The following is a 24,527-nucleotide window of genomic DNA, read 5'->3' on the forward strand; positions in this document are numbered from 1 at the left end:
GGTCGTGGTCCTCTCCCACCAGTCTGACCGCGCGCACGAGAGAAGGGGCTTCAGGGCATCGGGGACGGGCTGTTCGGCCCACTTGCTCCGGCTATCGCGTCGCGCTGTCGTGAGCAAGGTCGAACCCGACGTCGACGACCCCTTCGACCGCCCTGATCAGGCGTGCCGCCACCGGGACGAGGGCGGTGTCATGGATCCGGCCGGTGAGCGTCACGACACCGTCGTTCACCTCCACCTGCACGGCCGAAGCCGGCGGCGCGAAGAGGAACGAGGCGATCTCGCGCCGCACCTCCTCGGCAATGTCCTCGTCGTCGCGCAGAAAGACCTTGAGCAGGTCGGCGCGGCTGACGACGCCCGCCAGCAATCCGGCGTCGTCCACCACGGGCAGTCTCTTGACGCCTTCTCGCGCCATGAGGCGCGCGGCCTCGGCGAGGGTGGCGTCGGCCCGGACCGTGACGGCGGGAGAGGACATGAGGCCGCCCGCGGTGAGAGCACCGGCCTTGGCGACGTCGACCGGTTGCCGCAGCTGGAGACGGCTCGCATCGGGGTCGTCCCGCAGCTCCTCCTTGGGCAGCAGGTCGGCCTCGGAGACCACACCGACCACCCGCCCCTCGCCCTCGATCACGGGCAGGGCGCTGACCTGCCAGTCGTCCATCAGCTGCACGATCTCCTTGAAGGGTGCCCGACGGCCGACGGCTGCGACCGTCTGCGTCATGACATCGCTGACGATGTGAGGGGTGCCGTACATGGTTACTCCGTAAAGGCCTCGCTGAAGTGTCCGGCGCCTTCCAGGGTGTGCCGGGAGACGGGGAAGTGCCAGGGGCCGCCCGGCCCTGGGGCGGACCGTCCGGAACCGGCGGGGGTCGGTCGGTCCCCCATGGGGCCGTGTGGCCTCTGACGCCGCCGGCGCCGCGGTTCCACGCTTGTACCGGAACCCCACCACGGAGGCGAGACCATGTCGGGAACCATCGTCGTAGGCGTCGAGGACTCGCCCGAGAGCCGGGCCGCGGCCGAGTGGGCGGCGCGCGAAGCGATGCTGCGCGGCCTGCGCCTCAAGGTCGTGTACGTCGCGGAGCCGACTCCCAGGTTCGTGGCCCGGACTCCTCTGCTGGATCCCGAGACCTACCGCCACTGGGCAGAGCAGTTGACACGCGAGGCCGCGGAGGGCATTCGGCTTCGCCACCCCGGCATCGAGGTGATCACCGAGCAGCTCACGGGGACCGTGGCCGACGTCCTGTGCGAGGCCGCGGGCTTCGCGGAGCTGCTGGTGCTGGGTTCACGAGGTCTCGGCGGGCTCGAGGGATTCATGGTCGGCTCGGTCAGTCTGGGCGTGGTGGCCCGTGCCGAGCGTCCCGTGGTGTTGGTGCGTGCGGGAGAGCAGGCCGCTGACGAGCACAGGATGGACCCGGTGGGCGTGCCGTCCGCTGCGGCGCCCTTCCGGCCCGTGGTGCTTGGCCTCGACATCGACCACCCGGACGACACCGTGCTCGAGTTCGCCTTCGACGCCGCCGCACTCAGGAGGGCCCCTCTGCGGGCCGTGCATGCCTGGCCCGAACCGCCGACGTCCTTCTACCGCTTCGCCGGCGACGCCGAACTCTACGACGAGCTGGAGCGCGGGCAGGCTACCCTCCTGAACAAGGCGCTGCGTCCGTGGCGGCAGAAGTTCCCGGACGTCGAGGTCTTCGAGGCGAGCCGGTGCGGTGGCGCCGCGCAGGTCCTCGTCAACGACTCCCGCGACGCCTCTCTCGTGGTCGTGGGCCGGCACATCCGCACCGGCTCGTTCGGCGCCCACCTCGGCCATGTCGCGCACGCGGCCCTCCATCACATCGCCGCCCCCGTCGCGGTCGTCGCGCACAGCTGACCTGCCGTCTCGAAGAGGAGACGTGCGGCTCGCTCCGGGAACGCCACGAGGGTGCTTCAGCGGCCTCCCGCCTGAGCGGGCCGCCCGAGGTGGCGGTCGTACCCGAGCCCGTCCGACCCGCTCGTCGGCAGGTGGCCGCCGCCCACTTGCCCGTATGCGGTGCGAAAAGGGGACAAGAGGTGTCCGGGTTGGCTTCTAGCGTCGTGCTGGAAACCGCCGAAAGGACACCGAGCCATGCGTATCGCGGTCACGACGCCCACGGGGAACGTCGGACGCCATGTCGTCGCCACGCTCCTGCGGGCAGGGGTCCGTCCTCGAGTGCTGGCACGCGATCCGGGCCGCCTGGCCCCCGAGATCCTCCGTGAGGTCGACGTGGTCGCGGTGGACCAGCGTGACCCCGAGGCGGTCGTCGCCGCCACCGCCGGGGTCGACGCCCTGTACTGGGTGGATCCCCCGTCCGCCGGCGAAGATCCGCTCGCGGACTACGGGTTGGCCACGGTGAGCCTGGTGAGTGCGGTCGAGGCGAACGGCATCGAGCGGACGGTCTTCCAGAGCAGCGTCGGCGCCGAAAAGCGCCACGGAGCCGGCGAGATCGACGGCCTCGCGGGAACCGAGCTCGCTCTCGACGCCCTCGGCGCCACCGTCACACACCTGCGCTGCGGCTACTTCTTCACCAACCTGGAGCTCCAGCTCGATGCCGTACGCGACGGCCTGATTCCCGTGATCTGGCCCTTGGACCAGCCTCTTGCCTGGGTCGCGCCGCGCGACATCGCCGAGACAGCCGTGGCGCGGCTGCTGTGGACCGGATGGTCCGGACGCTGTGTCCGGGCCGTCCACGGGCCGGCCGACCTCACCTGGCCGCAGGCCGCCGCGATCGTGTCCGCGGCCACCGGCCGGCCGTTGCGCGTCGAGCGGGTCGGCGACGATGCGATGCGGAGCCTGCTGCGCGCGTCCGGGATGACCGACGGTCTGGTCGAAGCGGTCATCGGGATGTCGACCGGGCTCCGGGACGGCTTCGTCCCGGAGCAGCCGCGTACCCCGCACACCACCACGCCCACGACTCTGGCGGCCTGGGCCCATGACGTGCTCCGCCCCCGGCTGTGACCGTGGCAAGGCGCGCCGTGCGTCGCCTCAGCGGATGCGAGCCCAACCCGGGGCGGTGGGACCCGGACAGGGGGAGGAGCGCCTCGAAAGGCTTGGTCAGCTGCGTGCCGAGCTGAGGGTCGGCATACCTTACGGGGCGCCGGATCTCTCGTAGCGCCTTTCGCCGTGCACGGCAGCCGTCAGCCGGGTGTCGTCGCCGTGCCGATCGATGTCGTCAGCAGGACGCCGGCGACGAGTTCGGGACGGATGCGGACGGCCTGGTCCATGCCCTCCACGGGCACCCAGGGCTGCAGCAGTTCACGGACGCGGGCCAGTTCGGCCGGATCGGTCACCAGCCGGGCGTAACCGGTGACGACCACGCTCCAGCCGAGGTGGGTGTCGGGGTCGATGACGTCGGCCTCGTAGGCGACGACCACGCCCGTGCCGTCGGCCCCCTCGGCGTGAGACGTCAGGGCCGCGCCCTCGTGGGTGCGGATGACGATGTCCCCACGGTCCAGGACGTGGTTGACCGGCCGGACCGTGGGCAGGGCCTGCCGGGTGAAGACGATCCTTCCCAGCGGCACACTGCCCAGCAACCGCAGCGCCTCGGCAGGGTCGAGGTCGATGCGCCGGTGCGCGGGGGTGTGGTTGCGGGGCATGTCCTGCTTCTTCGCGGGTGAGTGACTGTTTCCCCGTCGGCTCAGGTCGGACCGTCGACGCCGAGGTGCGATGCGGGCGGAGCGACACCGCGGGGGATCGGTGCCGCTCCTGTTCTCACTGTCGTCCACGGCGTACCTGCTCTCCAGTGCCGGTCGGGCCCGATGGGGGACCGGAGGTCCCTGCTAAACGCTGCTGCTCGCCTCCACGCCGGTCAGCGCCGCCCGGCCGGCCTCCAGACGGGCCACGGGGACCCGGAACGGCGAACAGGAGACGTAGTCCAGGCCGGTGGCGTGGAAGAAATGGATCGACTGCGGGTCGCCGCCGTGCTCACCGCAGACACCTGTCTGCAGGCCCGGTCGGGCCGCACGGCCCTCCTCGACCGCGATCCGCACCAGTCGGCCCACGCCCTCGCGGTCGAGTGTCTCGAACGGTGAGGCGGCGAAGACACCCTTGTCGAGATAGGCGGAGAAGAACGCCGCCTCCACGTCGTCGCGGGAGAAGCCCCAGGTGGTCTGGGTGAGATCGTTGGTGCCGAAGGAGAAGAACTCCGCCTCCTCGGCGATCCGGCCTGCCGTGACCGCGGCCCGGGGCAACTCGATCATCGTGCCGACCGGACAGCGGACGGCCACGCCGGTCTCCGCGGCGACCTCGGCCAGGACGCGTGTGATCTCTTCGCGGGCCAGTCGCAGCTCCTCGACGGCGCCGACCAGCGGCACCATGATCTCCGCCCGCGGCGAGCCGCCCGCGCGGGTGCGCTCGACGACCGCCTCGGCGATCGCCCGCACCTGCATGGCGACCAGTCCCGGAACCACCAGTGCGAGCCGCACGCCCCGCAGGCCGAGCATCGGGTTCTCCTCGTGCATCCGCTGCACCGCGTCGAGCAACTCCACGTCGTGCGCGTCCGGTTGTTCACCGGTGGCCTCGGCCGCGGCGACGCGCACCGCGAGGCCGGTGAGGTCGGGCAGGAACTCGTGCAGCGGCGGGTCGAGGAGCCGGATCGTGACCGGCAGGCCGTCCATCGCCCGAAGAAGGCCTGTGAAGTCCTGCCGTTGGAGCGGAAGGAGAGCCGTCAGGGCCCGCTCGCGGTCCGCGTCCGTACGGGCGAGGATCACGTCCTCGACCAGTGTGCGCCGTTCGCCGAGGAACATGTGCTCGGTGCGGCAGAGCCCGATGCCCTGGGCCCCGAATCGCCGGGCGCGGGCCGCGTCCTCGGGGGTGTCGGCGTTGGCCCGAACCTCCAACCGCCTCGTGGAGTCGGCGCATTCGAGGGCCCGGCCCACCGCCGCGACCACGGTGTCGGCCTGCTCGCCGCTCTCCAGGTATCGCATGGTCCCCGAGGCGACCAGTGGGACGGCTCCTAGGTACACGTCACCGGCGGAGCCGTCCACCGAGAGGACGGTGCCCTCCTCGACGACAGTGCCCTCCGCGGTGGCGAATCGCCGTGCCCCGGCGTCGACGGTGACGTCCTGGGCCCCGCACACGCACACCTTGCCCATGCCGCGGGCGACCACGGCCGCGTGGCTGGTCTTTCCGCCCCGGCCGGTCAGCACCGCCTGCGCGGCGACCATGCCGGGCAGGTCGTCGGGAGTGGTCTCCTCGCGGACGAGGACCACCTTCTCGCCGGCGGCGGCACGCCGTACGGCCTCCGCCGAATCGAACACCGCCGCGCCCACCGCGGCGCCAGGCGAGGCCGGCACGCCGTGGGCGAGGGGTTCACCGGTGGCGGTCGTGTCGAAACGGGGGAACATCAGCCGAGCCAGCCCGTCGCCGCTCACCCGCGCCAGGCCCTCGTCCGAGCTGATCAGCCCCTCCTCCACCAGCTCGGCGGCGATGGCGAACGCCGCTTCGGCCGTGCGCTTGCCCACCCGGGTCTGCAACATCCACAGCGTCCCGCGCTCGACGGTGAACTCGAGGTCGCACAGGTCACGGTAGTGGCGCTCCAACGTCTGTGCGTGATCGCGCAGCCGCCGGTAGGAGACCGCGTCCAGCCGTTCGAGCTCGGCCAGCGGTACGGCGTCCCGTACCCCTGCGACGACGTCCTCGCCCTGCGCGTTCGGCAGGTAGTCGCCGTACAGGCCGGGGCGACCGGTGGCCGGGTCGCGGGTGAAGGCGACGCCGCTCCCGGAGTCCGGACCGAGGTTGCCGAAGACCATGCGCTGCACGGTGACGGCGGTCCCGAGGTCGTCCGGGATGTGCTCACGGCGCCGGTACAGTCGGGCACGCTCGGCGTTCCAGGACCGGAACACGGCGAGGATCGCCTGCTGGAGCTGTTCGGCGGGTGACTGCGGGAAGTCACGGCCGGTGTCGTCGCGGATGAGGCCCTTGTACGTCTCCACGAGCCGGGCCAGGTCACCCGCGTCCAGGTGCAGGTCGTCCGGAGCCTCGCGGGCCTCCTTCAACGATGTCAGGGCGTCGTCGAACAGGGCCTGGTCGACGCCCATGACCGTGGTGCCGTACATCTGGACGAGCCTGCGGTAGGAGTCCCAGGCGAAGCGCTCGCTGCCGGACACCTTGGCCAGGCCGAGGACGGAGTCGTCGTTCAGGCCGATGTCCAGGACGGTCTCCATCATGCCGGGCATCGAGAAGCGGGCCCCGGAGCGGACGGACACCAGCAACGGATCGTCCGCCTGCCCGAGCACCCGGCCGGCGGTCGTCTCCAGCGCCGACAGGTGCCGGTACACCTCAGCCGACATGCCTGCGGGCTCCTCACCGGTGGCAAGGAAAGCCCGGCAGGCTTCGGTCGTGACGATGAACCCCTGAGGCACCGGCAGGCCGAGCCGCGTCATCTCGGCCAGGTTCGCACCCTTGCCGCCGAGCAGGCCGGCCAGGTCACGCCCGCCGTCCCGGAAGTCGTACACATAGCGGACCATGACGCCACTCCTCGGCTCCGCGGTAGATCGGTGCCTTCCCAGCCTGTAGCGGCGTCGGAGCTCCTGCGAGGTGCCCTCGGTCCCTCGGGGCGGGCCGATCGGCCCACGGCGGTGAAGGCGTGGCAGGCATCGCCGAACGAGATGTCGCAGGACCAGGCCCCCAGGGCGGTGTCGGCCACCTTCGGGCTGCGGGCCCGCGCGGGTGGGCGCGACGACGGGCCGCGGTCCCGGGTCGTGTGTCCCGGCCGACGGCCGGCGCAGCGCCGCTCGGACGCCATGGCCGGGCGTGCGGAGCAACTGGGCGGGCACCTCGTCCTGCCCAGCCCCGACGGGATCGGTGCCGCTCCGCGCCGCACGGGCGGCGGGCACTGCGGGAGCGACCCCGCGGCGCGGGCGAGGGAGCCCAGCGGCCCGGCGGGCCGGGCGAGGGGCCCTTGGGACGGGCCACTCGGCCCATGCCCGGCCCGGCTCGTCGGCGCAGCCTGGAGGTGTCGTAGGACTTCAGCCGGCCCCTGGAGGACGCCATGATCGGCACTCCCACCGTGGTGAACGACGTGATGACCCGCAGGGTCGTCGCCCTGCGTACGGGGGCGGCGTTCAAGGACATCGTGCGGACCATGCAGGAGTGGCGGGTCAGCGCCCTCCCCGTCCTGGACGACGGCGGACGTGTCGTCGGAGTGGTGTCCGAGGCCGACCTGCTGCCCAAGGAGGAGTACGGCGAGGGGGATCCGGGCCGCTACGGGCAGGGGCGAGGCTTCGCCGACGTCCACAAGGCGGACGCGGTCACCGCCGGAGAGCTGATGACCACTCCCGCCCTCACCGTGACACCCGACGTCCCCCTCGCCCGCGCTGCCCGCATCATGGCGCGCGGCAGGGTCAAGCGACTGCCGGTCGTCGATCACGCCGGGCTCCTGAAGGGCATCGTCAGCCGGGCCGACCTGCTCAAGATCTTCCTGAGGGACGACGCCGACATCGCCGAGGAGGTCCGGCGCGAGGTCGTCGTCCGGCTCTTCGGCCCACACGGGGAAGGGGTCAGGGTCGATGTCCACGACGGTGTTGTGGCGCTCACCGGCCGGATCCACCGGACAGCGCTGATTCCGCTCGCCACCCATCTGGCACGGGCGGTGCCCGGTGTGGTCGATGTGCGTGGTGAGCTGACCGGCTCGCCCCGCCACCCCGATCTCGATCCCGATCTGCCGGGTACGCAAAGGCCGGCCCCCGCCTGAGGGCGACGGGTGTCATGCGAGAGGGCGGCGCGGACCGATGACAAGGACACCTCTCTCCAGCGCGACCCGGGCGTGGCTGTGGCGCTGGCGGCGTAACCCGGTCAGGCGGCACAGCGACGTCGTCGAGGCGTGGATCGTGTTGGCCGTCTGGGCGCTCGCCCTCCTTGGCGGAGTCCTCGCGGGCGTCGTGGCGGCACAGGTGACGGACTCGGCTTCCGCGGCCCGGCGCGCGCACGTGCACCCGGTGTCCGCCGTGCTCGCCGACGACGCCGCGAGGACCCCGCCCGCCGGTGCGGGCAACGACGACGGCAGGGTGTGGGCCACCGTGCGGTGGACAGGTGCGGACGGGTCGGTCCACACGGGACTGGCGAAGATCTTTCCGGGTGCCCCGGTGGGCAGCAGGCTCACCGTATGGACGGACCGGACCGGCCGGATCGTCTCCCCGCCCCCCAGTGGGACGGAGGCTACGCTGCAGGCGGTCCTGACCGGTGCGCTCGTCGCTCCGCTGGCCGGCGCGACGGCCTGGGCCGGAGGCAGGCTGATCCGTGCCCGGCTCCTGCGGCGGCGTCTGGCCGAGTGGGACGAGGAGTGGAAGCAGGTCGGTCCCGAGTGGCGGAACCTGAGCGGGGGCAAGGGCTGACCGCGGTCGCCCACCACGTGTCCACCCTCGCGCACCATGCACGTTCACAACGGCCGTGCGGGTCACGCTGCGTACGGCCGTGCGGGTCACGCTGCGTCGGCGGCGACGAGACGGCAGTCCACGCCCACGACCCCTTCCACGCCGCGGACCAGGCGGGCGGCCAGCGGAATCCGAGCAGCGTCCCCGACGCGTCCGGTCAGGGTCACGACGCCGTCGGTGACCATGACGTGTACGGGCTCGACCGGGGCCGGGAAGAGAACGTCGACGATGTCGCGGCGGACCTCATCGGCGAGTTCGTTGTCCGTGCGCAGGAACACCTTCAGCAGATCGCCACGGCTGACCACACCTTCGAGCACGCCCTCGCTGTTCACCACGGGCAGCCGTTTGATGTGCCGCAGCGCCATGATGCGCGCGGCCTCGGCAAGCGTGGCATCCGTGTGGACGGTGACGGCCGGCGTGCTCATCAGCTCCTCGGCCGAGACCGCGCCGGCCTTGGCGAGGTCGGACAGCCGGCGCAACTGGGTCAACCGGTCCGGGTCGCTGTCCCGGAACTCCTCCTTGGGCAGCAGGTCGGCCTCGGAGACCACACCGATCACCCGGCCGTCGCCCTCCAGCACCGGAAGGGCGCTGACCTGCCACCGCTGCATGCGCTCGACGATGTCCTTGAACAGAGCACTGCGGCCCACCGCTACGGCGGCGCGCGTCATCACGTCGCCCACCCGGCGCGGGCTGTCGTCCATGCTCGCCTCCTCCTTGGGCCGGCCGGAGCGTCCGTGTGGTCAGGCCAGGCCTCCGCTGCCGTACGGGGCATAGAGGTCGAGCAGCCGGACGCGCGACGCGTGCAGCCGCTGAGCGACCACACGTCCCACCCATACCGCTGTGGCCCGGCCGAACCCGGCGTCGCTCGCGCACAGCGCCCGCACCGCCTCGGCATCGAATTCCCAGGCCCGTACCGGGCTCGTCGCCTCGGCACCCAGGTGCCAGATGTACGGTGCGAAGTGCCAGGACCAGCCGACCAGTTCGCCGTGTCCGAGCGTCTCGATGACGGCGGGGCGGCGGCCGGGCACGTGCAGGTCGAGGGCCACGGTGCCGGTGCGCACGATCCAGAAGCGGTCGGCCCGGTGGCCCTCCTCGAACAGGCGGGTGCCGACGTCGAAGGAGACCTCGCGGGCGAGGCGCATCAGCCGTTCGCGGTGCACAGGCTCAAGAGCCGTGGCCATGGTGGTGGCGCTGGTCATCGCACCTGCTCCCTTCGTGGGCTGTCGGTCCCAGCCTGCGCGCCCCCGGGCACCGGTGCCACGGGCCGCTCGGACTCCGGTGGGGGCTCTTCGGCCCATGTGTCCGATCCGCCGCGCCGTCACGCCCGCAGCACTCGCGGCGAGAGGAGCCGCAGAGGTGACTGTCCCGAGAGATCAACGTGGCGGCAGATCGGCCCCGTTCCAAGGCCACTGTTGGGAGCCGTCGCCCCGCGACGCGGCCATGCGGTCCGGCACCGGCGGGCACCCCTCAGATGGGCACAGGCCGTACGCGATCAGTGAGCAGGCGAGCGCACTGATGGCTCGGGACGCCGTGGAGCGGTACCGGCAGCGTCAGCTTCCCGAAGTCCGCGGGAACGGCCGGGACGGTGGCGGTCCGGCGTGCATACCAGGTCGAGGTCACGGCAGTCGGCGGCCGTGTGGCACGGAGGCCGGAGGCGGGCCGTCGGCCGCGGCGCCCGGGCGCCGGGCACGCTCAGCGGTGGCGGGAAGCCGGCGGCGCGGAGGCGGTGCGAGCAGCTTCTCAGCGGGTGGGTGAGGCGGCGGAAACGGTGACTCCCATGGCCTCGCCACGCGGGGTGGCGCGGGAGGTGGTGGCGGTGGATCATCCCTCGTCCCGCTCGGCGGAACCGGCCCTACCCGGACTGACGCGCATCCTCCTGTCCGCGTTGCCGCGACGGACCCGGGCCGGTGTGCCGGTGATACTCGGCGTGCCTGGTGACGTCCGGTCGCTGGAGCGCAGCGCCGGCCCGCGCCGGCACTACTACTCCGACAGCGTCCAGGGGGCCGACAGCAGATCGGCGACGCTGCGCCGTTCGCGCCGCTCGGGCGGCTCTTCGGCCGCCTTTCCCAGCGCGACCATGGAGACGATCGCCCATCCCGGGTTCGGGTTGAGTTCTTTGGTGAGGCCCTCCAGGTCGAAGGCGCGGAACTGGTGCGCGGACAGTCCCATCGCCTGCGCCTGGACGGTCATGTGGGCGATGGCCTGGCCGAGGTCGTAGTCCGCGAACTCGGAGTAGAGCAGTTGCGTCTCGTCCACGTGACGGCGCGTCAGCATGACGACGAGCAGGCCGGCGTCCGTCGCCCACCGCGCCGAACTGGGCGCGAGGTGACGCACCACCCGTTCGTGATCCGGTTCATGGGGGCGAGAGGTGAAGAAGCCCCAGGGCTGGGAGTTGCCGGCGGACGGTGCCCACCGTGCGGCCTCCAGCAGCAGGTTCAGCGTGTGGTCGTCGATGGCGGCCGACGGGTCGAACCGGTACGGGCTGAACCGTTGCGCGAGCAGAGGATGGAGGCCGCCGCGCGGCTGCGGATCATGTCGCATGACCGCGTCAACCGGCCGACCCGCGGGCGTATTCCGGACGTCAGCCGCGCCACTCATCGCCCCTGTTCGGCCAATACGGCCGCGAGGAGTCCCGGGATGCGGGCGTCCAGATCGGCGCGGCGCAGGGCCATCAGACGAGCCTTTCCCGCCCGGCGGGTCTCGGTGATCCCGGCCTCGCGCAGGATCCGCCAATGGTTGGACAGCGTCGATCGGGGCACCGCCACGTCGTCCGGGCTGCATGGGCTCTCGCCGTCCTCGGCCATCCGGCGGACCAGCGCCGGCCGAACCGGATCGCCCAGGGCGTGCAGCACTACAGCCAGGTCCACGTCCAGATCCACGGGCTGCCCCACTGGTCCCGGACGTGTCGCCGCCGTAGCGGCCTCGGACCGCTGCTGTCCCGGCGTTCGCCGGTGGCTCGCCGCGGCGAAGGGGGCGGGCCGCTGCCGGCCGGGCGGGACACAGTCAGCCACGTCGGCCCACCCGGCGATCGCACGCAGTCATGAGGCGACGACCGGGAGGTCTTCCGGACCGCGTCGGGCACAGCCGCGGCAGCTGCATACGCCCAAGCAGGTGCGGCCTGTGTACGCGTCCGCAGCAGGGAGGACACCGCGGCCCAGTCGCGAAGGGAGTTCACCGAACCGTGGGGGCATGTTTGTGTCAACTGATGTGTCGACTGTCTAACGTGCGGTGGCCGCTCCTCCCGTGGAAGGACACCGCACATGAGACGCGTCACCAAGATCTCCTCCGCAGCCGTCGGCCTGGCCGTCCTGGCGGCCACCGGCACCGCCGTCGCCATGGCGGACCGGAGCGGCGACGACTGGCCCTACGCCCACCACAGGGCATCGACGTACACCCTGGCGGCTGTCGGCGACATCGCCTGCGAGCCCGACGACGCCGAGAACGCCGCCACCCCGGCCTCGCTGAAGTGCGGCAGCCCCACGCTGGGCGGCATGAGCGCCGAGTTCGCCACCGCGAAGCAGGCCACGGACATGCACCCCGATGCCGTGGCCCTGCTGGGCGACGAGCAGTACCAGGTCGGCAAGCTGACCGACTTCGAGCAGTCCTTCGAGCAGGCATGGGGCGGTCTGAAGATGCTCGAACGCCCGGCGCCGGGCAACCACGAGTACTACCCGTACACCAAGAAGGGCGACAACGAGGCCGGGCAGAACGGCGTCGGCTACTTCGGCTACTTCAACGGCCACGACCAGGCCGGTACGCCGAACACCCAGGGCCAGGCCGGCGACGACACCGCCGGCAACCAGGGGTGGTACTCCTACGACCTCGGCAACTGGCACATCATCTCGCTCAACGCCGAGTGCGGCTCCGACGCGTTCGGCCACGACTGCTCCACGACGGACAACGGCCTCCTCGGCCAGGAGACCCAGTGGCTCTCGCAGGACCTGGCCGCCAACAAGCGTCAGTGCACGATCGCGTACTGGCACCAGCCGACCTTCAGCGCCACGACGGCCTCGACCGCCACGGTGCCCGCCTCGGCGCCGGGCGCCGACGGCATCGAGGGCGCGGCGACCGACGCGTGGTGGAAGCTCCTCTACCGGCACCACGCCACACTCATCCTCAACGGCCACCAGCACGCGTACGCCCGGCTGCGCCCGATGAACCCGGCCGGCGACTACGACCCGGCCCACGGCATCCCGGAGTTCATCGTCGGCTCCGGCGGCGAGGCCCTCGACACCCTCGCCGGCACGCCGGGCAACTACGACAACCCCAACGTGGTCACTGCCCAGTCCGGCGCCTTCGGCGTCATGAAGCTCACCCTCAAGTCCGACAGCTACAGCTGGGACTACAAGCCCGCCCTGCCCGGCCCCGGCTTCGACTCCACGGCGCTGCAGTACAGCGACTCGGGCAACGGCACCTGCACGACCAGGGTGCGGTAAGACGTCCTTGAGCACTTGACCCGCGCCTGGTACGCGTCCGCCGCGTACCAGGAGATCCTGCGGCTGCGGACCGACCACATCGACGGCGACGGGGACCTCTCTCGTCCTGCTCCCCAGTCAGGCCGCTGATCAGCGACCGCAGTTCGGGGTCCGCCGCGGTCCGCACCGCGATGCGGTCAGCCGGCTCCTCACCAGGCTCGCGGAGTCCGCACCGCGGGATCATCCATCCTCACCCCGCCCCGAGACCGCCTCCGGGGACGCCCGCGAGGCCGCCCGGACCTCCTGACGCGGTGGGCGACGGCGGGTAGTCGTCGACGGTCACGGAGTCGTAGAGGCGTGCGCTCCTGGTGGTCAGGCGAACGAGGGCGCGGCTCGGGCCCGCGGGCAGGGCGGAGATCAGGCGGGCGCCCCGGGCCAGTCCCCACACACCGAGGCGGGACGTGGGGATCAGGGTCTTCGCCGCGCTCAGCCCGACCGCGCGGCTACCCCGCACGTGCCCCGCCATCACGCGTTCGTAGCCGGGGAAGGCACGCTCGTGGTCGCCGCCCGCCTGTGCCAGCTCTCCGGCGAGGACGTACGCGCCGACGACGGCCAGGCTGGTGCTGCCGCCGACGGCCGGACCGGGGCAGTAGCCCGCGTCGCCGACGAGCGTCACCCGGCCCTGAGACCAGGTGTCCAGACGGAGCTGGGTGATCGAGTCGAAGGAGAACGCCGAGGCGTGGTCGAGCTCGTCCAGCCAGCGGTCCACATGGGCGTGCATGCCGGCGAACGCACCACGCAGCAACTCCTTCTGCCGGGGCACGTCGCGGTGGTGGAACCCGAGCTCGCGCTCGCTCCGGAAGAGGAACAGCGCCCGCGCGTCGCCGAGGTGCCGCGCCCCGTACATGCCGGCAGTGCGGCCGACGCCGACGTGGAGGAGCAGCTCGCCGTCGAGGTCGTAGACGTTCGGCAGGGTCAGCACGCCGAGGTGGGCCCCGATGAAGGCGTCGAAGCGGGACTCCTCGCCGAAGACGAGACGGCGCACGGTGGAGTGCAGTCCGACGCACTCGCGGCCGAGGTCGGCTGGAGTCGAAAGCGGCTGTGGTCCCGATTCCGGTCGAAGCTCGGCCTGCCGCCCGAACGCGCCGTGAAACTGGTCCGCTTCGACCATGCCGCCCACCGCCTGGTCGCGGGTGAAGGCGCGGCCCGAGTCGCGGCCGACACCGGCTACGCCGACCAGTCCCACCTGCACCGGGACGTCATGGCGTTCACCGGGGCGACCCCCGCGACCGTGGCCGACGAGCCGTTTCTCGCCGTCGACGACATCGCCTGGCCCGACCGCGGAACCTCCGCACTCCTCACCTCTCCGGGCAGCCGGCGTCGCGGTGGCCAGCTGTGGCAGACGCCTCCGACCCGGCGCACGGGGGCAACGTAGCCGTGCCCTGGCAGCGGGGGCACATCCTGCGGCTCCGACGGACCGTCTCCGAGCACGGCGCCCGGGCGGAGGTGACGGAGGAGCTGGAACGGACCCTGCGTCGAAGTGCCTTGGCCGGCGAGGTGCGACCGTTCCAGATCCTCACGCCGCGGATGCGACCGGAGTGACTACTTGCGACCCACACCCTTCTCACCGATGTGGAAGATCCGGTGGCTGCCGCGGGTCATGTCGACGACCAGTTTGGTGCTGGTGCCTCGGCTCCAGGTGAGGGTGACGACGGCCTCCGTGTAGGTGCGGCCGGTGCCGTTGTCGGTGACCTTCCAGGCGAGCGGGACGTTCTGGGCGCGCAGCACGCCGTCGGCGTGCTCCCGGTCCTCCCAGGCCGCCAACTCCTTCTGGAAGGCGGGCGTGAGGTAGTGGCTGCGCAGGTCCTTCCCGAGCTTGCCGCTGTCCTCGTCGAGCACCGCGTCGATGTAGGTGCCGTAGAAGTTGGCGATGCGCGTGATGTTGTCGGTCGTTTTGCCGCTGACGCTGCGCGGGGCGCCGGCGGAGGCCTGGGCCGTGGCGCCGAGGCCGAGGGCGACGGCGAGGACGCCGGCGGTCAGGACGGTTCGGGTCCTGCTGCTCATGTGTACTCCCTTTTGTTGTGAGTCAAATCGAATCGCGCCGAACGGCGCTGTCGGTGGTCGACGGGCCGCTCTCCCCACCCCCGTGACGGAGAGCGGCCCCGGTCATGCGGTCAGTGGAGCTTGTTCACGGCCGTGACGGTCGTCTTCCTGAAGGCCTTCACCGGCGCGTCCCCGAAGTCCCCCAGCCGGCCCCAGTCGACGACCGTGACGGTCCTGCCGTCCCGGCCGACGGAGAGCAGACGGATGTCGGAGGCGCCCCAGGAGGTCACCGTGTGCAGGCCGTAGACGTGGGCGCCCTCCTCGACCGGCAGCGTGCCGTAGTCCTTCGGCGTGACCTCGGTCGCCGGGTCGGCCTTCTCGATGCGTGCCGCACAGGACTTGATGTCCTTGTTCAGCCGCGAGAAGCGGCCCTTGGCCGCAGCCGTCGTGGACAGTCGCACGCTGATCTGACGGGCACTCGTGTCGAGGTCGGTGCGGAAGTCCCGGTACCAGGTGTCCGAACCGTCGCCGCCCAGCGCCATGCTCAGGCAGCGGTCCTCCTCCACCGCCTCGGGTACGCCGGCGGTTACCTTGCCGGCCGTCCAGGACGAGCTCGGGTGCGGCGGGAGATCGGCCGCCGTGAGGAAGCCGGGCGCCCTGGGCGCGGCGTTCGCCGGTGCGGCGAGCGTCGCGCCGAGGGCGAGGCCCGCGACCGTGAGTGCCACGAGCGCGCTCGCTCGGATGCGTTTGGGCATAGGTGTCCCCGTGGATGAGTGCATGGGTGTCGTCGGTCGCACCCCGCCGGCCGGTCGGTCCGGCCCTGGTCGGTGCGACACCAAGAGCATCGGCCGTCACCGCGGCCCGGCGCAACGCCGGACGCCCGTCCGGCGACGGTGGAACCATCCCAGCCCATCTGACGTGCAGGTACATGGATCGCCTGGGATGCAGGGGCACGAGGGAGGACGGGGGAACGGTGTCGACCGGGGACGACGTCGAGCAGTTCGCGGCGCTGCTGCGCCGGCTCAAGGACCGCACGGACCGGAGCTACGGCTCTCTGGCCCGGCGCCTCAACATGAACACCTCCACGCTGCACCGCTACTGCGCGGGCGAGGCGGTCCCGCAGGACTACGCCCCGGTCGAACGCCTGGCCGCCTTCTGCGGTGCGACACCCGAGGAACGCCTCGAACTGCACCGCCTGTGGCTGCTCGCGGTGACGGCACGCCGGCGGCCGCGAGCGGGTGAGGGGGCACCGGAGCCGCCAAGGGGCGAGGAGGTACCGGAGCCGGCGAAGGCCGAGGAGGTACCGGAGCCGGCGAAGGCCGAGGGGGCATCGGAGCGGGCAGAGGCCGAGGAGGTACCGGAGCCGACGGCGACCGAGGGGGTGCTCGAGCCGACAGGGGGCGAGCGGGCTTCGGGACCGGGCGGCCGGACGGCGCGGGGTGCGGGTGGTGGCGCGGACGGTGTCGGTGGTGACGAGGGCGGCACGAGCGGTGCGCCGCCGCGACTCGACGCTGCCGGTCCCGACGCCGGGCTGCCCGCTTCGGACGCTCCCGGACCTGCCAGTCCCGAGCCGACGGTCCGGCGGAACGAGGCCCGCTCGACGGGACGGCCCTGGTACCGCCGTCGCCGCACCGTCGTCGGCGCCGCCGTGGCGACCGTGCTGCTGGTGACGCTGGGCAGCCTGTCGGCGCTGTCGGCCGACCGGTCTCCCGGCAACTCGGCCAAGGCTCCCGGTCGGTCCCGTGCGACGGGAATCGGTACGTCAGCCCATCCCTCGGCCCCTGCGGCCAGCCCCTCCCGCAGCCGTTCGTCGGCCTCGCCCTCTCCAGGAGTACGGGCTTCGGGGCGGCCCGAGGCGAAGGGCGGACCGTCGGCGGACACGACGAGCCACGCCCCCGTGCCGACCGGTGTGCCGCTCGCCTGGACCGCCGACCCGCAGATCTGGCAGGGCGGTTGCGGGCACGACTACGTCATCGACAAGGAGCCGGCCCAGGTGCCCCCGCCACCGGTGCAGCAGGACGCCGGGGTGTGGGCGGCGACGCAGAGAGCGGTGCACGGGCGGCAGACGATGGTGCAGATCTCGGTGCAGGGGAAGTCGTCCACGGCCGTGGTCCTGACGGCCCTCCGGGTCCGTGTCGTCAGCCGCGGCACACCGCTGACCGGCAACGCGTACGCCATGGAGCAGGGCTGCGGCGGCGACCTGACGCCCCGTGACTTCTCCGTGGACCTGGACGTCAACCGCCCGATCGCCCACGCGCGCCCCGGCAACGACGGCGGAAGGAACATCCCCGCGGTGCGGTTCCCCTACCGCGTCTCCGCCGAGGAGCCGGAGGTGCTGCTGGTCACCGCGACGACCGAGGCCTACGACTGCAACTGGTACCTGGAACTCGACTGGTCCTCCCAGGGCCGCACCGGCACGGTCCGCATCGACGACCACGGCCGCCCGTTCCGCACCAGCAGCACCAAGGGCCTGCCCCGCTACTGGTACGGCACGAACGGCCACGGTGTGCGTCAGTGGGTGCCCGCCGACTCTTGAGGTGCGCCCCCTGACCAGTGACGCCCCGACCGGCCCTGATGTCACCCGGCTCCGGGCGCCCAGGCGGACTCCACGCCGTGCCGGGCCGACGGCCCGCCAAGCACCTGGACGAGATGCTCCTGGCTCGGATCGCGCGAGCGACGGGCCGCGTTGACGAAGCTCACGTGCGCCTCATGGCTGATGGACCGGCACCTGCGGCACCGGCCACCGGCATCGCCCGCACCCCGGATCGGACGCGACAAGTCCGCAGCGGCCCGACGGAGTTCTAGGAGACGGTGTCCGGGCGCGCGGGGCCCAGCCGGACGGGGAGTTCCTGGTGCCCGTTGCTGATCAGGGAGGGGACAGGTCGCAGTTCCTCGGCCGGCACCGCGAGGGACAGGTCGGGGAAGCGGCCGAACAGCTGCCGGAGGGCTTCCGCGACCTCCAGGCGGGCCAGCGGGGCGCCGAGGCAGAAGTGCACCCCGTGGCCGAAGGCCAGGTGGTCCTTGACCGTGCGGGTCACGTCGAAGGTGTCGGCGTCGTCCCCGTGCCAGTCGGGGTGACGGTTGGCGGCGGCGTACGAGGCGAGGATGGCCTCACCCCGGGCGATGGTGCGTCCGTCGGGCAGTTCGATGTCGGCGACGGCGTAGCGCAGCGGCAGATGCTTGACGGCGGGCTCGTGCCGCAGTGTCTCCTCCACCACGTCGTCCCAGCCGGCCTTGCCGGTGCGGACGAGGTCGTACTGGTCGGGGGCGGTCAGCATGGCGACGACGGCCTGGTCGATGACGTTGACGGTGGTCTCGTACCCGGCGCTGATCATCAGCAGCAGGGTGTCGCGGAGTCCCTCCGCGGTGAAGCCGGTTCCGTCCGACTCCTCGTCCCGCGCCGCGATGAGCAGGGAGGTCATGTCGTCGCCGGGGGCGCTGGTCTTGGTGGCGATCAGCTCGTCGAGGAGGGCGTAGAGGCGGGCGCCGTTGGTCTCGGCCTCCTCCTGGGTGAGCGTGGTGTCGAAGACGCCGTCCACGAGCTTGCGGAAGTCCGCCCGCCGGTCCTGCGGAACGCCCATCAGGTGCCCGATCACGGCGATGGGCAGCGGGTAGGCCAGGCGTTCGCGCAGGTCGACGACCTCCCCGGCGGGCAGCGCGGCGAGGTCCTCCACCAGCTCGGTGACCAGGGCCTCGACGGCCGGGCGCAGCTCGGCGATGCGGCGCGCGCTGAAGGCGGGGGCGACCATGCGGCGCAGCCGGCGGTGGTCGGCGCCGTAGGCGGTGAACATGTTCTTCACCGCGACCCACAGGGCGAGCGGCCAGGTCGCGACCGTCTGCTCGAAGGCGGGCCAGTGCGCCCGTGCGTCCTTGGACACGTCGGGGCTGGTCAGCAGCTGCTTGAGCAGGGCGGGGTCGGTGACCGCCCAGGCCTGGACGCCGAGGATGTCCACTCGCGTTGCGGGACCCTGGGCGCGCAGGGTCTCATGCTCCAGGTGCCGGGCGGCCCCGGCGGGGTCGAGGACGAGCGGAGTGTGCTGGGACAAGGCCGTTCTCCTTAAGGACAGGGGTGGCGGTGTCGGACGACAGCGGGGCTTCAGACGACAGCGGGGAAACGGACGGGCAGCACTTCCAGGGCGCGGTGGAACGGGCCGGGCCGCCACACCAGATCCCCTGTGGAACAGGCGAGATCGATCTCGGGAAGGGCGTCGAGCAGGCAGGCGACGGCCGTCTCGGCGATGAGGTACGCATGGGTGCGGGCCGGGCAGGTGTGCGGACCGATGCTCCAGGACAGGTGGGCGCGGTTGCCGGTGAGCGCGCCGGCGCCGAGGCCCCCCGTGACGGCAGGGTCGTTGTTGCAGGCGGCCATGGAGATGACGACGGGTTGGTGGGCGGGGAGCAGCACGCCCTCGACGTCGATGGGGTACGGCGGGTAGCTGATGCAGTAGTTGGCCATCGGCGGGTCGGTGTACAGGACCGTGTCGAGGGCTTCGCGCACCGGCTGCCCGGCGTGCAGGCCGGCCGAGAACTGCTCGTCGGTGAGGATCCTGAGCACGGTGTTGCTGATCAGGTTGGTCAGCGGCTCGATGCCCGCGCCGTACAGCGTGACGAGCTGGTGCGACATCTCCACGTCGTCCAGGCGGGCGCTGTGGGCGATCAGCCGTGAGGTGATGTCGTCCCCGGGGTGCCGCCGCCGGAGCGTCACGAGGTCGAGGACGGCCTGGCCGAGGATCTCGTTGCCCCGGGCGGCGGTCTCGGCCTCCGCCTCGAAGATCTTGGCCATGCCGTCGGCGATGCGCATCCCGATCTCGTCCGGGCAGCCCAGCAGCGCGCTCAGCACGTGGAACGCGATGGGGAACGAGTACTGGGTGAGGAGATCGGCCTGGCCGAGGTGGCGGAAGGCACCGATGGCGCCGGAGGCGACCTTCTCCACCAGCGCCCGCAGTTCGTGCTGGTCGACCGCCTGGATGCTCGCGGTGTTCGCCGCCCGGTAGCGGGTGTGCTCGGCACCGGACGAGCGCAGGGCGTTGGGACGCCACTCCATCATCGGCCGTACCGGGCAGGACTCGGGTATGCCCTCCTGCCAGATCCGCGGGTCGGCTGGGAAGTGCAAGGGGTCGTTGAGGATGCGTCGGGCCTGGTGGAAGCCGATGACCAGGGTGGCGGGAACACCGGGAGCGAGATCCACGGGGACCAGCGGACCGTGGACGCGGCGCATGCGCTCGTACGCGGCGTGCGGGTCGTCGGCGAACTCGGCGGCGTAGAGCGGGACTCTGGCCGGGGAGCTCGCGATGCCGGGGCCGGGGGTGGTCATGGGCGGGGCTCCACAAGAGAGGCGGGGACGTGTCGGGTGGTCAGGTACTCGATGAGGGTGATGAGCGCGTACACACAGGAGCGGCGGTCCCGCGCGTCGCATTCGGTCAGCGGTGTCTCGGGCTCCAGCGCGAGCGCCTGCCGGATCTCGTCCAGGGGGTACCGGGGCGCGTCGGGAAACACGTTGATGACGACGGCGTACGGCGTCCGCTGCTCCTCCAGCAGGCTCAGCACCTCGTGGCAGCCGTCGAGATCCCTGGTGTCGGCCAGGACCACTGCGCCCAGGGCTCCCTCGGTCAGCCCTTCCCACAGGGGGCGGAACCGGGTCTGGCCAGGGGTCCCGAACAGGTAGAGCACCAGGCGGTCGTTCAGCAGGTGGATGCGCCCGAAGTCCATGGCGACCGTCGTGGTCGTCTTGTGCGGGGTGCCGCGCAGATCGTCCACGCCGACGCTCGCCTCGGTGATGGGCTCCTCCATGCGCAGCGGTGCCACTTCGGAGACGCTGCCGACGAAAGTGGTCTTGCCGACCCCGAACGCCCCGGCGACGACGATCTTCGCCGAGCGGTTCACGGCGGGGGCCACATAGTTGACGGCGGGCCGGTCAGACCAGTTCGCGTAGTCCACGCAGCACCTCCTGGAGCAGGTCGAGTCCGGGGCGGCCCTCCTGAACAGGGGCCGGGCTGGTCAGACGGCCGCTGTCCATCAGGTCGGAGACGAGGATCCGTACGGTCGAGGGCGGCAGTTCCAGCGCGGCGGCGATGTCCGCCACGGCCAGGCCGCCCCGCCCGCCGGCGAAGAGACGCATCACCCTGCGGGCGTCCGGCGCCAGCCTCTCGGTGGGACCGGACGCGGCGATGACCACCGTCTCCAGGCGCACCTCACGGCTCGGCCGGTTCCGTCCGCCGGTGCGGACGTAGGGCCTGATCAGGTCCGGGTCGTGCCGCGGACCACTCACGTCGCGGTGCCGCCTTCCGAGACAGGCAGCCGGTCCCCGACCTCCAACTCGTGGCCGAGCCGGGTCGCCAGCCGCACCATGTGGTGGCTGATCAGGCCCACGTCGGCGTCCGGGCCGGTCGTGACGACCGAGAGCATCGAGTTGCGCGCGGCCGCGGTGGTCAGCCCGATGCGGCCCTGCGACTCGATCAGCAACTGGCACATGCCCTTGCCGCCGACGTGCTCGTCCCATGCCTTGCCGGCGGCGCGCAGCGAGGCGGTGAGGGCGGCGAGTTTCTCCGCGTCCTCCTGGCCGATCGTCTGCGTGCGGGCCTGCAGGAGGCCGTCGCTGCTCATCAGCACGGCGTACTCGACGCCCTCGACGGCGCCGAGTTCCTGGTCGAGCAGCCACCCCAGGCTGTTGCTGTGCGTGTCGCGCATGGTCACTTTCCTTCGGTGGGTCCGGTGTTTTCCTGGGTCTGGCGGCCCTGGCGGCTGCCCGCCGCCCAGGCGGCGGCGACGCTGGGCCGCCCCGGCACGACCGGAGGCTCCGGCGTCGACGGGGCGGTGTTGCGTGGCCGGGCAGGGCGTTGACGGACAGTCAGCCCGCTGGCGGTGGTCGCGGCGGGCGCGGGCGAGCCGGAATCCCGCGCGGCGGGTACGGCAGCGGGCTCGAGCGCTGCGGCGGGCTGGGGCGCTGCGGCGGCCCGGGTTGCGGCGGCGGCCCGGGGTACGGCAGCGCGGGTTCCGGCGGGCTGGGCCCCACCGGTGGAGAAGAACAGGAGGTTCTTCGGCAGAACCAGTACGGCCCGGGTGCCCTGGTAGATGTTCGGCGCGGTCAACTCGACCCGGAAGCCGTAGTTCTCGGCGAGCAGGGAGGCGACGCGCAGGCCCGTCTGCGGATGGGCGCCGAGCTGCGTGATGTCGTCGCGCTGTTTGCCGGACATGATGTCGCTGGCCCACAGCAGCCGTTCGTCGTCCATGCGCAGACCGGCGTCGTCGACGATCAGGAAGCAGGCGTGATGGCCCTCCTCCACCGAGACATGCACGCGGGCGGCCGGCGGTGAGTACCGCAGGGCGTTGTCCAGCAGGAGTGCCAGGGTGTGCACGACGGCTTCGACCGCCCGGCTCTCCACCGCGATGGTGTCCGACTCGTGGTGCTCCACCCGCTGGTAGCCCTCGACGCGGCCCATGGCTGCGCGGATCACGTCGGTCAGGGAGGTGCGCGGCCAGCGCCTGGAGAGCTTGTCGCCGGCCAGGACCGCGTAGCCCTGCGCGGTCAGCAGCATCTGCTGGGCGATGTGGTCGATGTGCACCAGCGTCGCGTACGCCTCGTCGTCCTGGTGGGAGCGCACGCCCTTGCTGATCTCCCGGCTCAGGCGGGCCGCGCGTGCCACCACGTTGGAGGCGAAACTGCGCACGGCCGCGCGGGTCGCCTGCTGCGACTCCCGGCGCGCCTTCGCGACCTCCTGCTCCGCGGCGGACCGGACCTCGGTGATGCGTTGGTCGGCGGCGGCCTGGGCGGCCTCCCGTACGTGCGCCACGGCGGCGATGGCCTGCCCCGTCACGTCGCGGAGCCGGCCGGCGAGAGGGGTGTGGGCCAGCGGGCCGGGCAGCGCGAGGCCGGCTCCGTACTGCTGGTCGGGCAGGGTGCCGGCGCCCACCGCGGGCAGCACCTCCGCGGCCAGCTGCCCGAGGACGTGCTCCACCGCACGCAGCTGCTGGGTGAGTTGGTCGGTGCGGCCCTGGAGCTGGTCGGCCCTGCCTCGCTCGCGCCGGTACGCACCGCGGAAGCGCCACGCGGTCGCACCCGCCGCCAGAGCGACGGGGGCACTCACGGCCAGTATCAGATCGGTCATCAGGTCCTCTCCAGCGTGTCCGACACGCGAAATTGGATGCGGGCATGACAGGCCAAAAGTCGCGTAACCGTCGGGGGAGACGTCGTGCACGACGAACGGGCTTCGGGTGCACGGGAGTCGGAGCGGAGGGGCCAGCCGGCTAAGGCGGAGTGAGCGGCGGGCACGGTGTCCTCCGGGTACGCGGTCATGTCGTCCAGCAGAGCGTTCGACAAGCTCGAACCGGAAGCGCGCTGAGCCGAACGCATCGCAGTGTAACCAGCGAGGGACAGGGCGTCGACGAACGGCCCTCCCCGGCGGACACTGCCGAAAACGCCCAACTGTGCGGAGATCAGCCCTCATTGACAAGCGGAAGCCTCGAGATCCGGCACGGACGAATGCCGCGACCGACGTGGTGATTGGTCCTCGCTCACAACATGGTGACGGCAAGCCGGCCCTTCGGCACGCCCGATCGGTATGAACTCACCAGGGAAGCCCGAGACTCGGCCTCGATCGCCTGGACGGCCGTTCGGTGGGCGGAGGCGGTCGCCTGCCGACCGGACCACGTTCACCGCTCACCGGTTCCGGTTCCGGGCGGCGAATCGGGGGCCGCCTTGGCCTGGCGGCCATCCTTCCGACATCTCCACAAGGCACATCGCTTCTACACCTGCGGCGCCTGACGGGGCGGACGGGAATCGAATCCACAGCCATGGGGTCGTTTGCTGGAGTGATCTCGCCGAGTGTCCGTCACGCGGCAACGGGCACGCAGTTGGACCGGGCATGAAGCGATCGCGTTCCCTGGACGCGGCGTTGGTTCGGGCCCACTGCGCATCGGTCAACGGCGCGGCCGGACCAGCAATCCGATGATGGGAAAGAAACGGCCTAGTTCGATCGGTGCCCGGTGCCGGTCCGAGGATCAACGAAGTCATCGGAGTCACTCGCTCGGGACGCTGGACCGGTGGTTTCGCCCCGCGCGACGGATGCCGTCTCCAGCAGAGACCAGCCGTCGATCTCCATCGCCCGCCGCTCCTCGGACTGCCGGCCGCGGGCCGACGCCGCGTCGAGCAGGGCTCGGACGGCGCCGGGTTCGTGCAGGTTCAGGGAGGCGCCCCGGACGTACCCCACGTCTCCGGAACCCAGGGGAGCCCCTCCCGGGACGTACCGACCCGGGCCCTCGGTGAAGACGATGCGCAGCGGGCCGCCGGTGCCGGCCGGCTGCGGGTACAGCGTGAGGGTCTCGCAGCAGGACCGGCTGCCGCCCGTCACGCTGTGGCTGTGGCGGAGCGTCCACAGATAGGTGCGTCCGTCGGCGATCAACCGACGGGGTTTCTTCGGATGGCGGGGCACGGAGCCGAGGGTACGCGGGTTGACCCGGCCGAGGCCGAGGACGCTGTCCGGGAGGCCCTGACAGAGCTCCCCGCCGGGAGCCGAGGGGCGGGTTTCGGGGCTCTGGCCGTGATGTGGGCCATGCGAGCGGGATCACATCCTAAAGAGGGCCGTAGCCCCGGACCTCTCTGAAATGCACCGATCGCTGCCCATGTGAACAATTCGGGCATTTCTTCGAAAGTGGGTAGTAGGTCACATCGTTGCGTCCGGTCCGGGCGGCCGC

At 71.9% G+C, this 24,527-nt stretch carries 23 protein-coding genes and 1 pseudogene; 7 read left to right on the forward strand and 17 right to left on the reverse strand.

All coding sequences use genetic code 11. The features are described from left to right. Positions 1–91: 91 nt before the first annotated feature. Positions 92–748 carry a CBS domain-containing protein gene (locus ACIHEJ_RS33485; RefSeq protein WP_400141191.1) on the reverse strand — a complete coding sequence of 219 codons (657 nt, stop codon included), beginning with the start codon at positions 746–748 and terminating at the stop codon, positions 92–94. Positions 749–955: 207 nt separating this feature from the next. On the opposite strand from ACIHEJ_RS33485, the gene ACIHEJ_RS33490 reads away from it, so the two are divergent. Both ACIHEJ_RS33490 and ACIHEJ_RS33495 read left to right on the forward strand, forming a co-directional pair. Next, positions 956–1,861 (forward strand): universal stress protein, encoded by a 906-nt coding sequence (locus tag ACIHEJ_RS33490; protein WP_400141193.1) that lies wholly within the window; start codon positions 956–958, stop codon positions 1,859–1,861. A 234-nt stretch (positions 1,862–2,095) separates the two neighbouring features. Further along, positions 2,096–2,965, forward strand: a complete 870-nt coding sequence (locus ACIHEJ_RS33495; RefSeq protein ID WP_400141195.1) for an NAD(P)H-binding protein — start codon at positions 2,096–2,098, stop codon at positions 2,963–2,965. Between the two features lie 179 nt (positions 2,966–3,144). Here ACIHEJ_RS33495 and ACIHEJ_RS33500 read toward each other — a convergent pair whose 3' ends face one another. Continuing rightward, positions 3,145–3,603: a pyridoxamine 5'-phosphate oxidase family protein gene (locus ACIHEJ_RS33500; protein ID WP_400141197.1), complete on the reverse strand. Its 459-nt coding sequence runs from the start codon at positions 3,601–3,603 to the stop codon at positions 3,145–3,147. A 183-nt stretch (positions 3,604–3,786) separates the two neighbouring features. Further along, positions 3,787–6,474, reverse strand: coding sequence for a pyruvate, phosphate dikinase (gene ppdK / locus ACIHEJ_RS33505; protein WP_400141199.1), 2,688 nt, complete (start codon positions 6,472–6,474; stop codon positions 3,787–3,789). A 524-nt stretch (positions 6,475–6,998) separates the two neighbouring features. Between ppdK and ACIHEJ_RS33510 the strand changes: the two genes are divergently transcribed. Together ACIHEJ_RS33510 and ACIHEJ_RS33515 are read left to right on the forward strand one after the other, a co-directional pair. Then, positions 6,999–7,700 (forward strand): CBS domain-containing protein, encoded by a 702-nt coding sequence (locus tag ACIHEJ_RS33510; protein WP_400141201.1) that lies wholly within the window; start codon positions 6,999–7,001, stop codon positions 7,698–7,700. A gap of 37 nt (positions 7,701–7,737) precedes the next feature. After that, positions 7,738–8,340, forward strand: a complete 603-nt coding sequence (locus ACIHEJ_RS33515) for a hypothetical protein (protein ID WP_400141203.1) — start codon at positions 7,738–7,740, stop codon at positions 8,338–8,340. Positions 8,341–8,426: 86 nt separating this feature from the next. Here ACIHEJ_RS33515 and ACIHEJ_RS33520 read toward each other — a convergent pair whose 3' ends face one another. The 4 genes from ACIHEJ_RS33520 to ACIHEJ_RS33535 form a co-directional block, all read right to left on the reverse strand. Further along, a complete protein-coding gene (locus ACIHEJ_RS33520) occupies positions 8,427–9,080 on the reverse strand; it encodes a CBS domain-containing protein (protein WP_400141205.1) in 654 nt (217 codons plus the stop codon). 39 nt (positions 9,081–9,119) lie between these two features. After that, the gene (locus ACIHEJ_RS33525; protein WP_400141207.1) at positions 9,120–9,578 is read right to left on the reverse strand and encodes a Crp/Fnr family transcriptional regulator; all 459 of its coding nucleotides are present in this window, start codon (positions 9,576–9,578) and stop codon (positions 9,120–9,122) included. A 781-nt stretch (positions 9,579–10,359) separates the two neighbouring features. After that, positions 10,360–10,920 carry a nitroreductase family protein gene (locus ACIHEJ_RS33530; protein WP_400141209.1) on the reverse strand — a complete coding sequence of 187 codons (561 nt, stop codon included), beginning with the start codon at positions 10,918–10,920 and terminating at the stop codon, positions 10,360–10,362. A gap of 53 nt (positions 10,921–10,973) precedes the next feature. Further along, positions 10,974–11,258 (reverse strand): ArsR/SmtB family transcription factor, encoded by a 285-nt coding sequence (locus ACIHEJ_RS33535; protein WP_400141211.1) that lies wholly within the window; start codon positions 11,256–11,258, stop codon positions 10,974–10,976. Between the two features lie 381 nt (positions 11,259–11,639). Here ACIHEJ_RS33535 and ACIHEJ_RS33540 point away from each other — a divergent pair, with 381 nt between their 5' ends. Further along, positions 11,640–12,815 (forward strand): metallophosphoesterase family protein, encoded by a 1,176-nt coding sequence (locus ACIHEJ_RS33540; protein WP_400141213.1) that lies wholly within the window; start codon positions 11,640–11,642, stop codon positions 12,813–12,815. Between the two features lie 229 nt (positions 12,816–13,044). Here ACIHEJ_RS33540 and ACIHEJ_RS33545 read toward each other — a convergent pair whose 3' ends face one another. Beyond that, complete coding sequence (locus ACIHEJ_RS33545; protein WP_400141214.1) at positions 13,045–13,839, reverse strand: hypothetical protein; 795 nt, start codon at positions 13,837–13,839, stop codon at positions 13,045–13,047. A 15-nt stretch (positions 13,840–13,854) separates the two neighbouring features. Here ACIHEJ_RS33545 and ACIHEJ_RS33550 point away from each other — a divergent pair. Continuing rightward, positions 13,855–14,229: pseudogene (locus ACIHEJ_RS33550) on the forward strand (helix-turn-helix domain-containing protein); the annotation flags it as partial. 167 nt (positions 14,230–14,396) lie between these two features. Here ACIHEJ_RS33550 and ACIHEJ_RS33555 read toward each other — a convergent pair. Both ACIHEJ_RS33555 and ACIHEJ_RS33560 read right to left on the reverse strand, forming a co-directional pair. Continuing rightward, positions 14,397–14,858, reverse strand: a complete 462-nt coding sequence (locus tag ACIHEJ_RS33555) for a hypothetical protein (RefSeq protein ID WP_400141216.1) — start codon at positions 14,856–14,858, stop codon at positions 14,397–14,399. Positions 14,859–14,968: 110 nt separating this feature from the next. Further along, entirely contained in the window at positions 14,969–15,592 is a 624-nt protein-coding gene (locus tag ACIHEJ_RS33560; RefSeq protein WP_400141217.1) for a hypothetical protein, read from the reverse strand. A gap of 173 nt (positions 15,593–15,765) precedes the next feature. Here ACIHEJ_RS33560 and ACIHEJ_RS33565 point away from each other — a divergent pair, with 173 nt between their 5' ends. Next, positions 15,766–17,373: a helix-turn-helix domain-containing protein gene (locus ACIHEJ_RS33565; RefSeq protein ID WP_400141219.1), complete on the forward strand. Its 1,608-nt coding sequence runs from the start codon at positions 15,766–15,768 to the stop codon at positions 17,371–17,373. Positions 17,374–17,638: 265 nt separating this feature from the next. Here the strand turns inward: ACIHEJ_RS33565 and ACIHEJ_RS33570 are convergent, their stop codons facing one another. The 7 genes from ACIHEJ_RS33570 to ACIHEJ_RS33600 all read right to left on the reverse strand — a co-directional run bounded on the left by ACIHEJ_RS33570 (position 17,639) and on the right by ACIHEJ_RS33600 (position 24,265). Continuing rightward, positions 17,639–18,883, reverse strand: a complete 1,245-nt coding sequence (locus ACIHEJ_RS33570; RefSeq protein WP_400141221.1) for a cytochrome P450 — start codon at positions 18,881–18,883, stop codon at positions 17,639–17,641. Positions 18,884–18,933: 50 nt separating this feature from the next. Then, on the reverse strand, positions 18,934–20,151 hold the full coding sequence (locus ACIHEJ_RS33575; RefSeq protein WP_400141223.1) for a cytochrome P450: 1,218 nt from the start codon (positions 20,149–20,151) through the stop codon (positions 18,934–18,936). Beyond that, positions 20,148–20,774, reverse strand: a complete 627-nt coding sequence (locus ACIHEJ_RS33580; protein WP_400141225.1) for a GTP-binding protein — start codon at positions 20,772–20,774, stop codon at positions 20,148–20,150. Before ACIHEJ_RS33580 ends, ACIHEJ_RS33575 begins: the two co-directional genes overlap by 4 nt. Next, positions 20,752–21,105 (reverse strand): DUF742 domain-containing protein, encoded by a 354-nt coding sequence (locus tag ACIHEJ_RS33585; protein ID WP_400141227.1) that lies wholly within the window; start codon positions 21,103–21,105, stop codon positions 20,752–20,754. Before ACIHEJ_RS33585 ends, ACIHEJ_RS33580 begins: the two co-directional genes overlap by 23 nt. Beyond that, on the reverse strand, positions 21,102–21,524 hold the full coding sequence (locus ACIHEJ_RS33590) for a roadblock/LC7 domain-containing protein (RefSeq protein WP_400141228.1): 423 nt from the start codon (positions 21,522–21,524) through the stop codon (positions 21,102–21,104). Before ACIHEJ_RS33590 ends, ACIHEJ_RS33585 begins: the two co-directional genes overlap by 4 nt. A gap of 2 nt (positions 21,525–21,526) precedes the next feature. Further along, a complete protein-coding gene (locus tag ACIHEJ_RS33595) occupies positions 21,527–22,942 on the reverse strand; it encodes an ATP-binding protein (protein ID WP_400141230.1) in 1,416 nt (471 codons plus the stop codon). A gap of 858 nt (positions 22,943–23,800) precedes the next feature. Continuing rightward, on the reverse strand, positions 23,801–24,265 hold the full coding sequence (locus ACIHEJ_RS33600; RefSeq protein ID WP_400141232.1) for a hypothetical protein: 465 nt from the start codon (positions 24,263–24,265) through the stop codon (positions 23,801–23,803). Between the last annotated feature and the right edge of the window lie 262 nt (positions 24,266–24,527).

Source organism: Streptomyces sp. NPDC052301, from assembly GCF_044593395.1.
GTDB lineage: Bacteria > Actinomycetota > Actinomycetes > Streptomycetales > Streptomycetaceae > Streptomyces.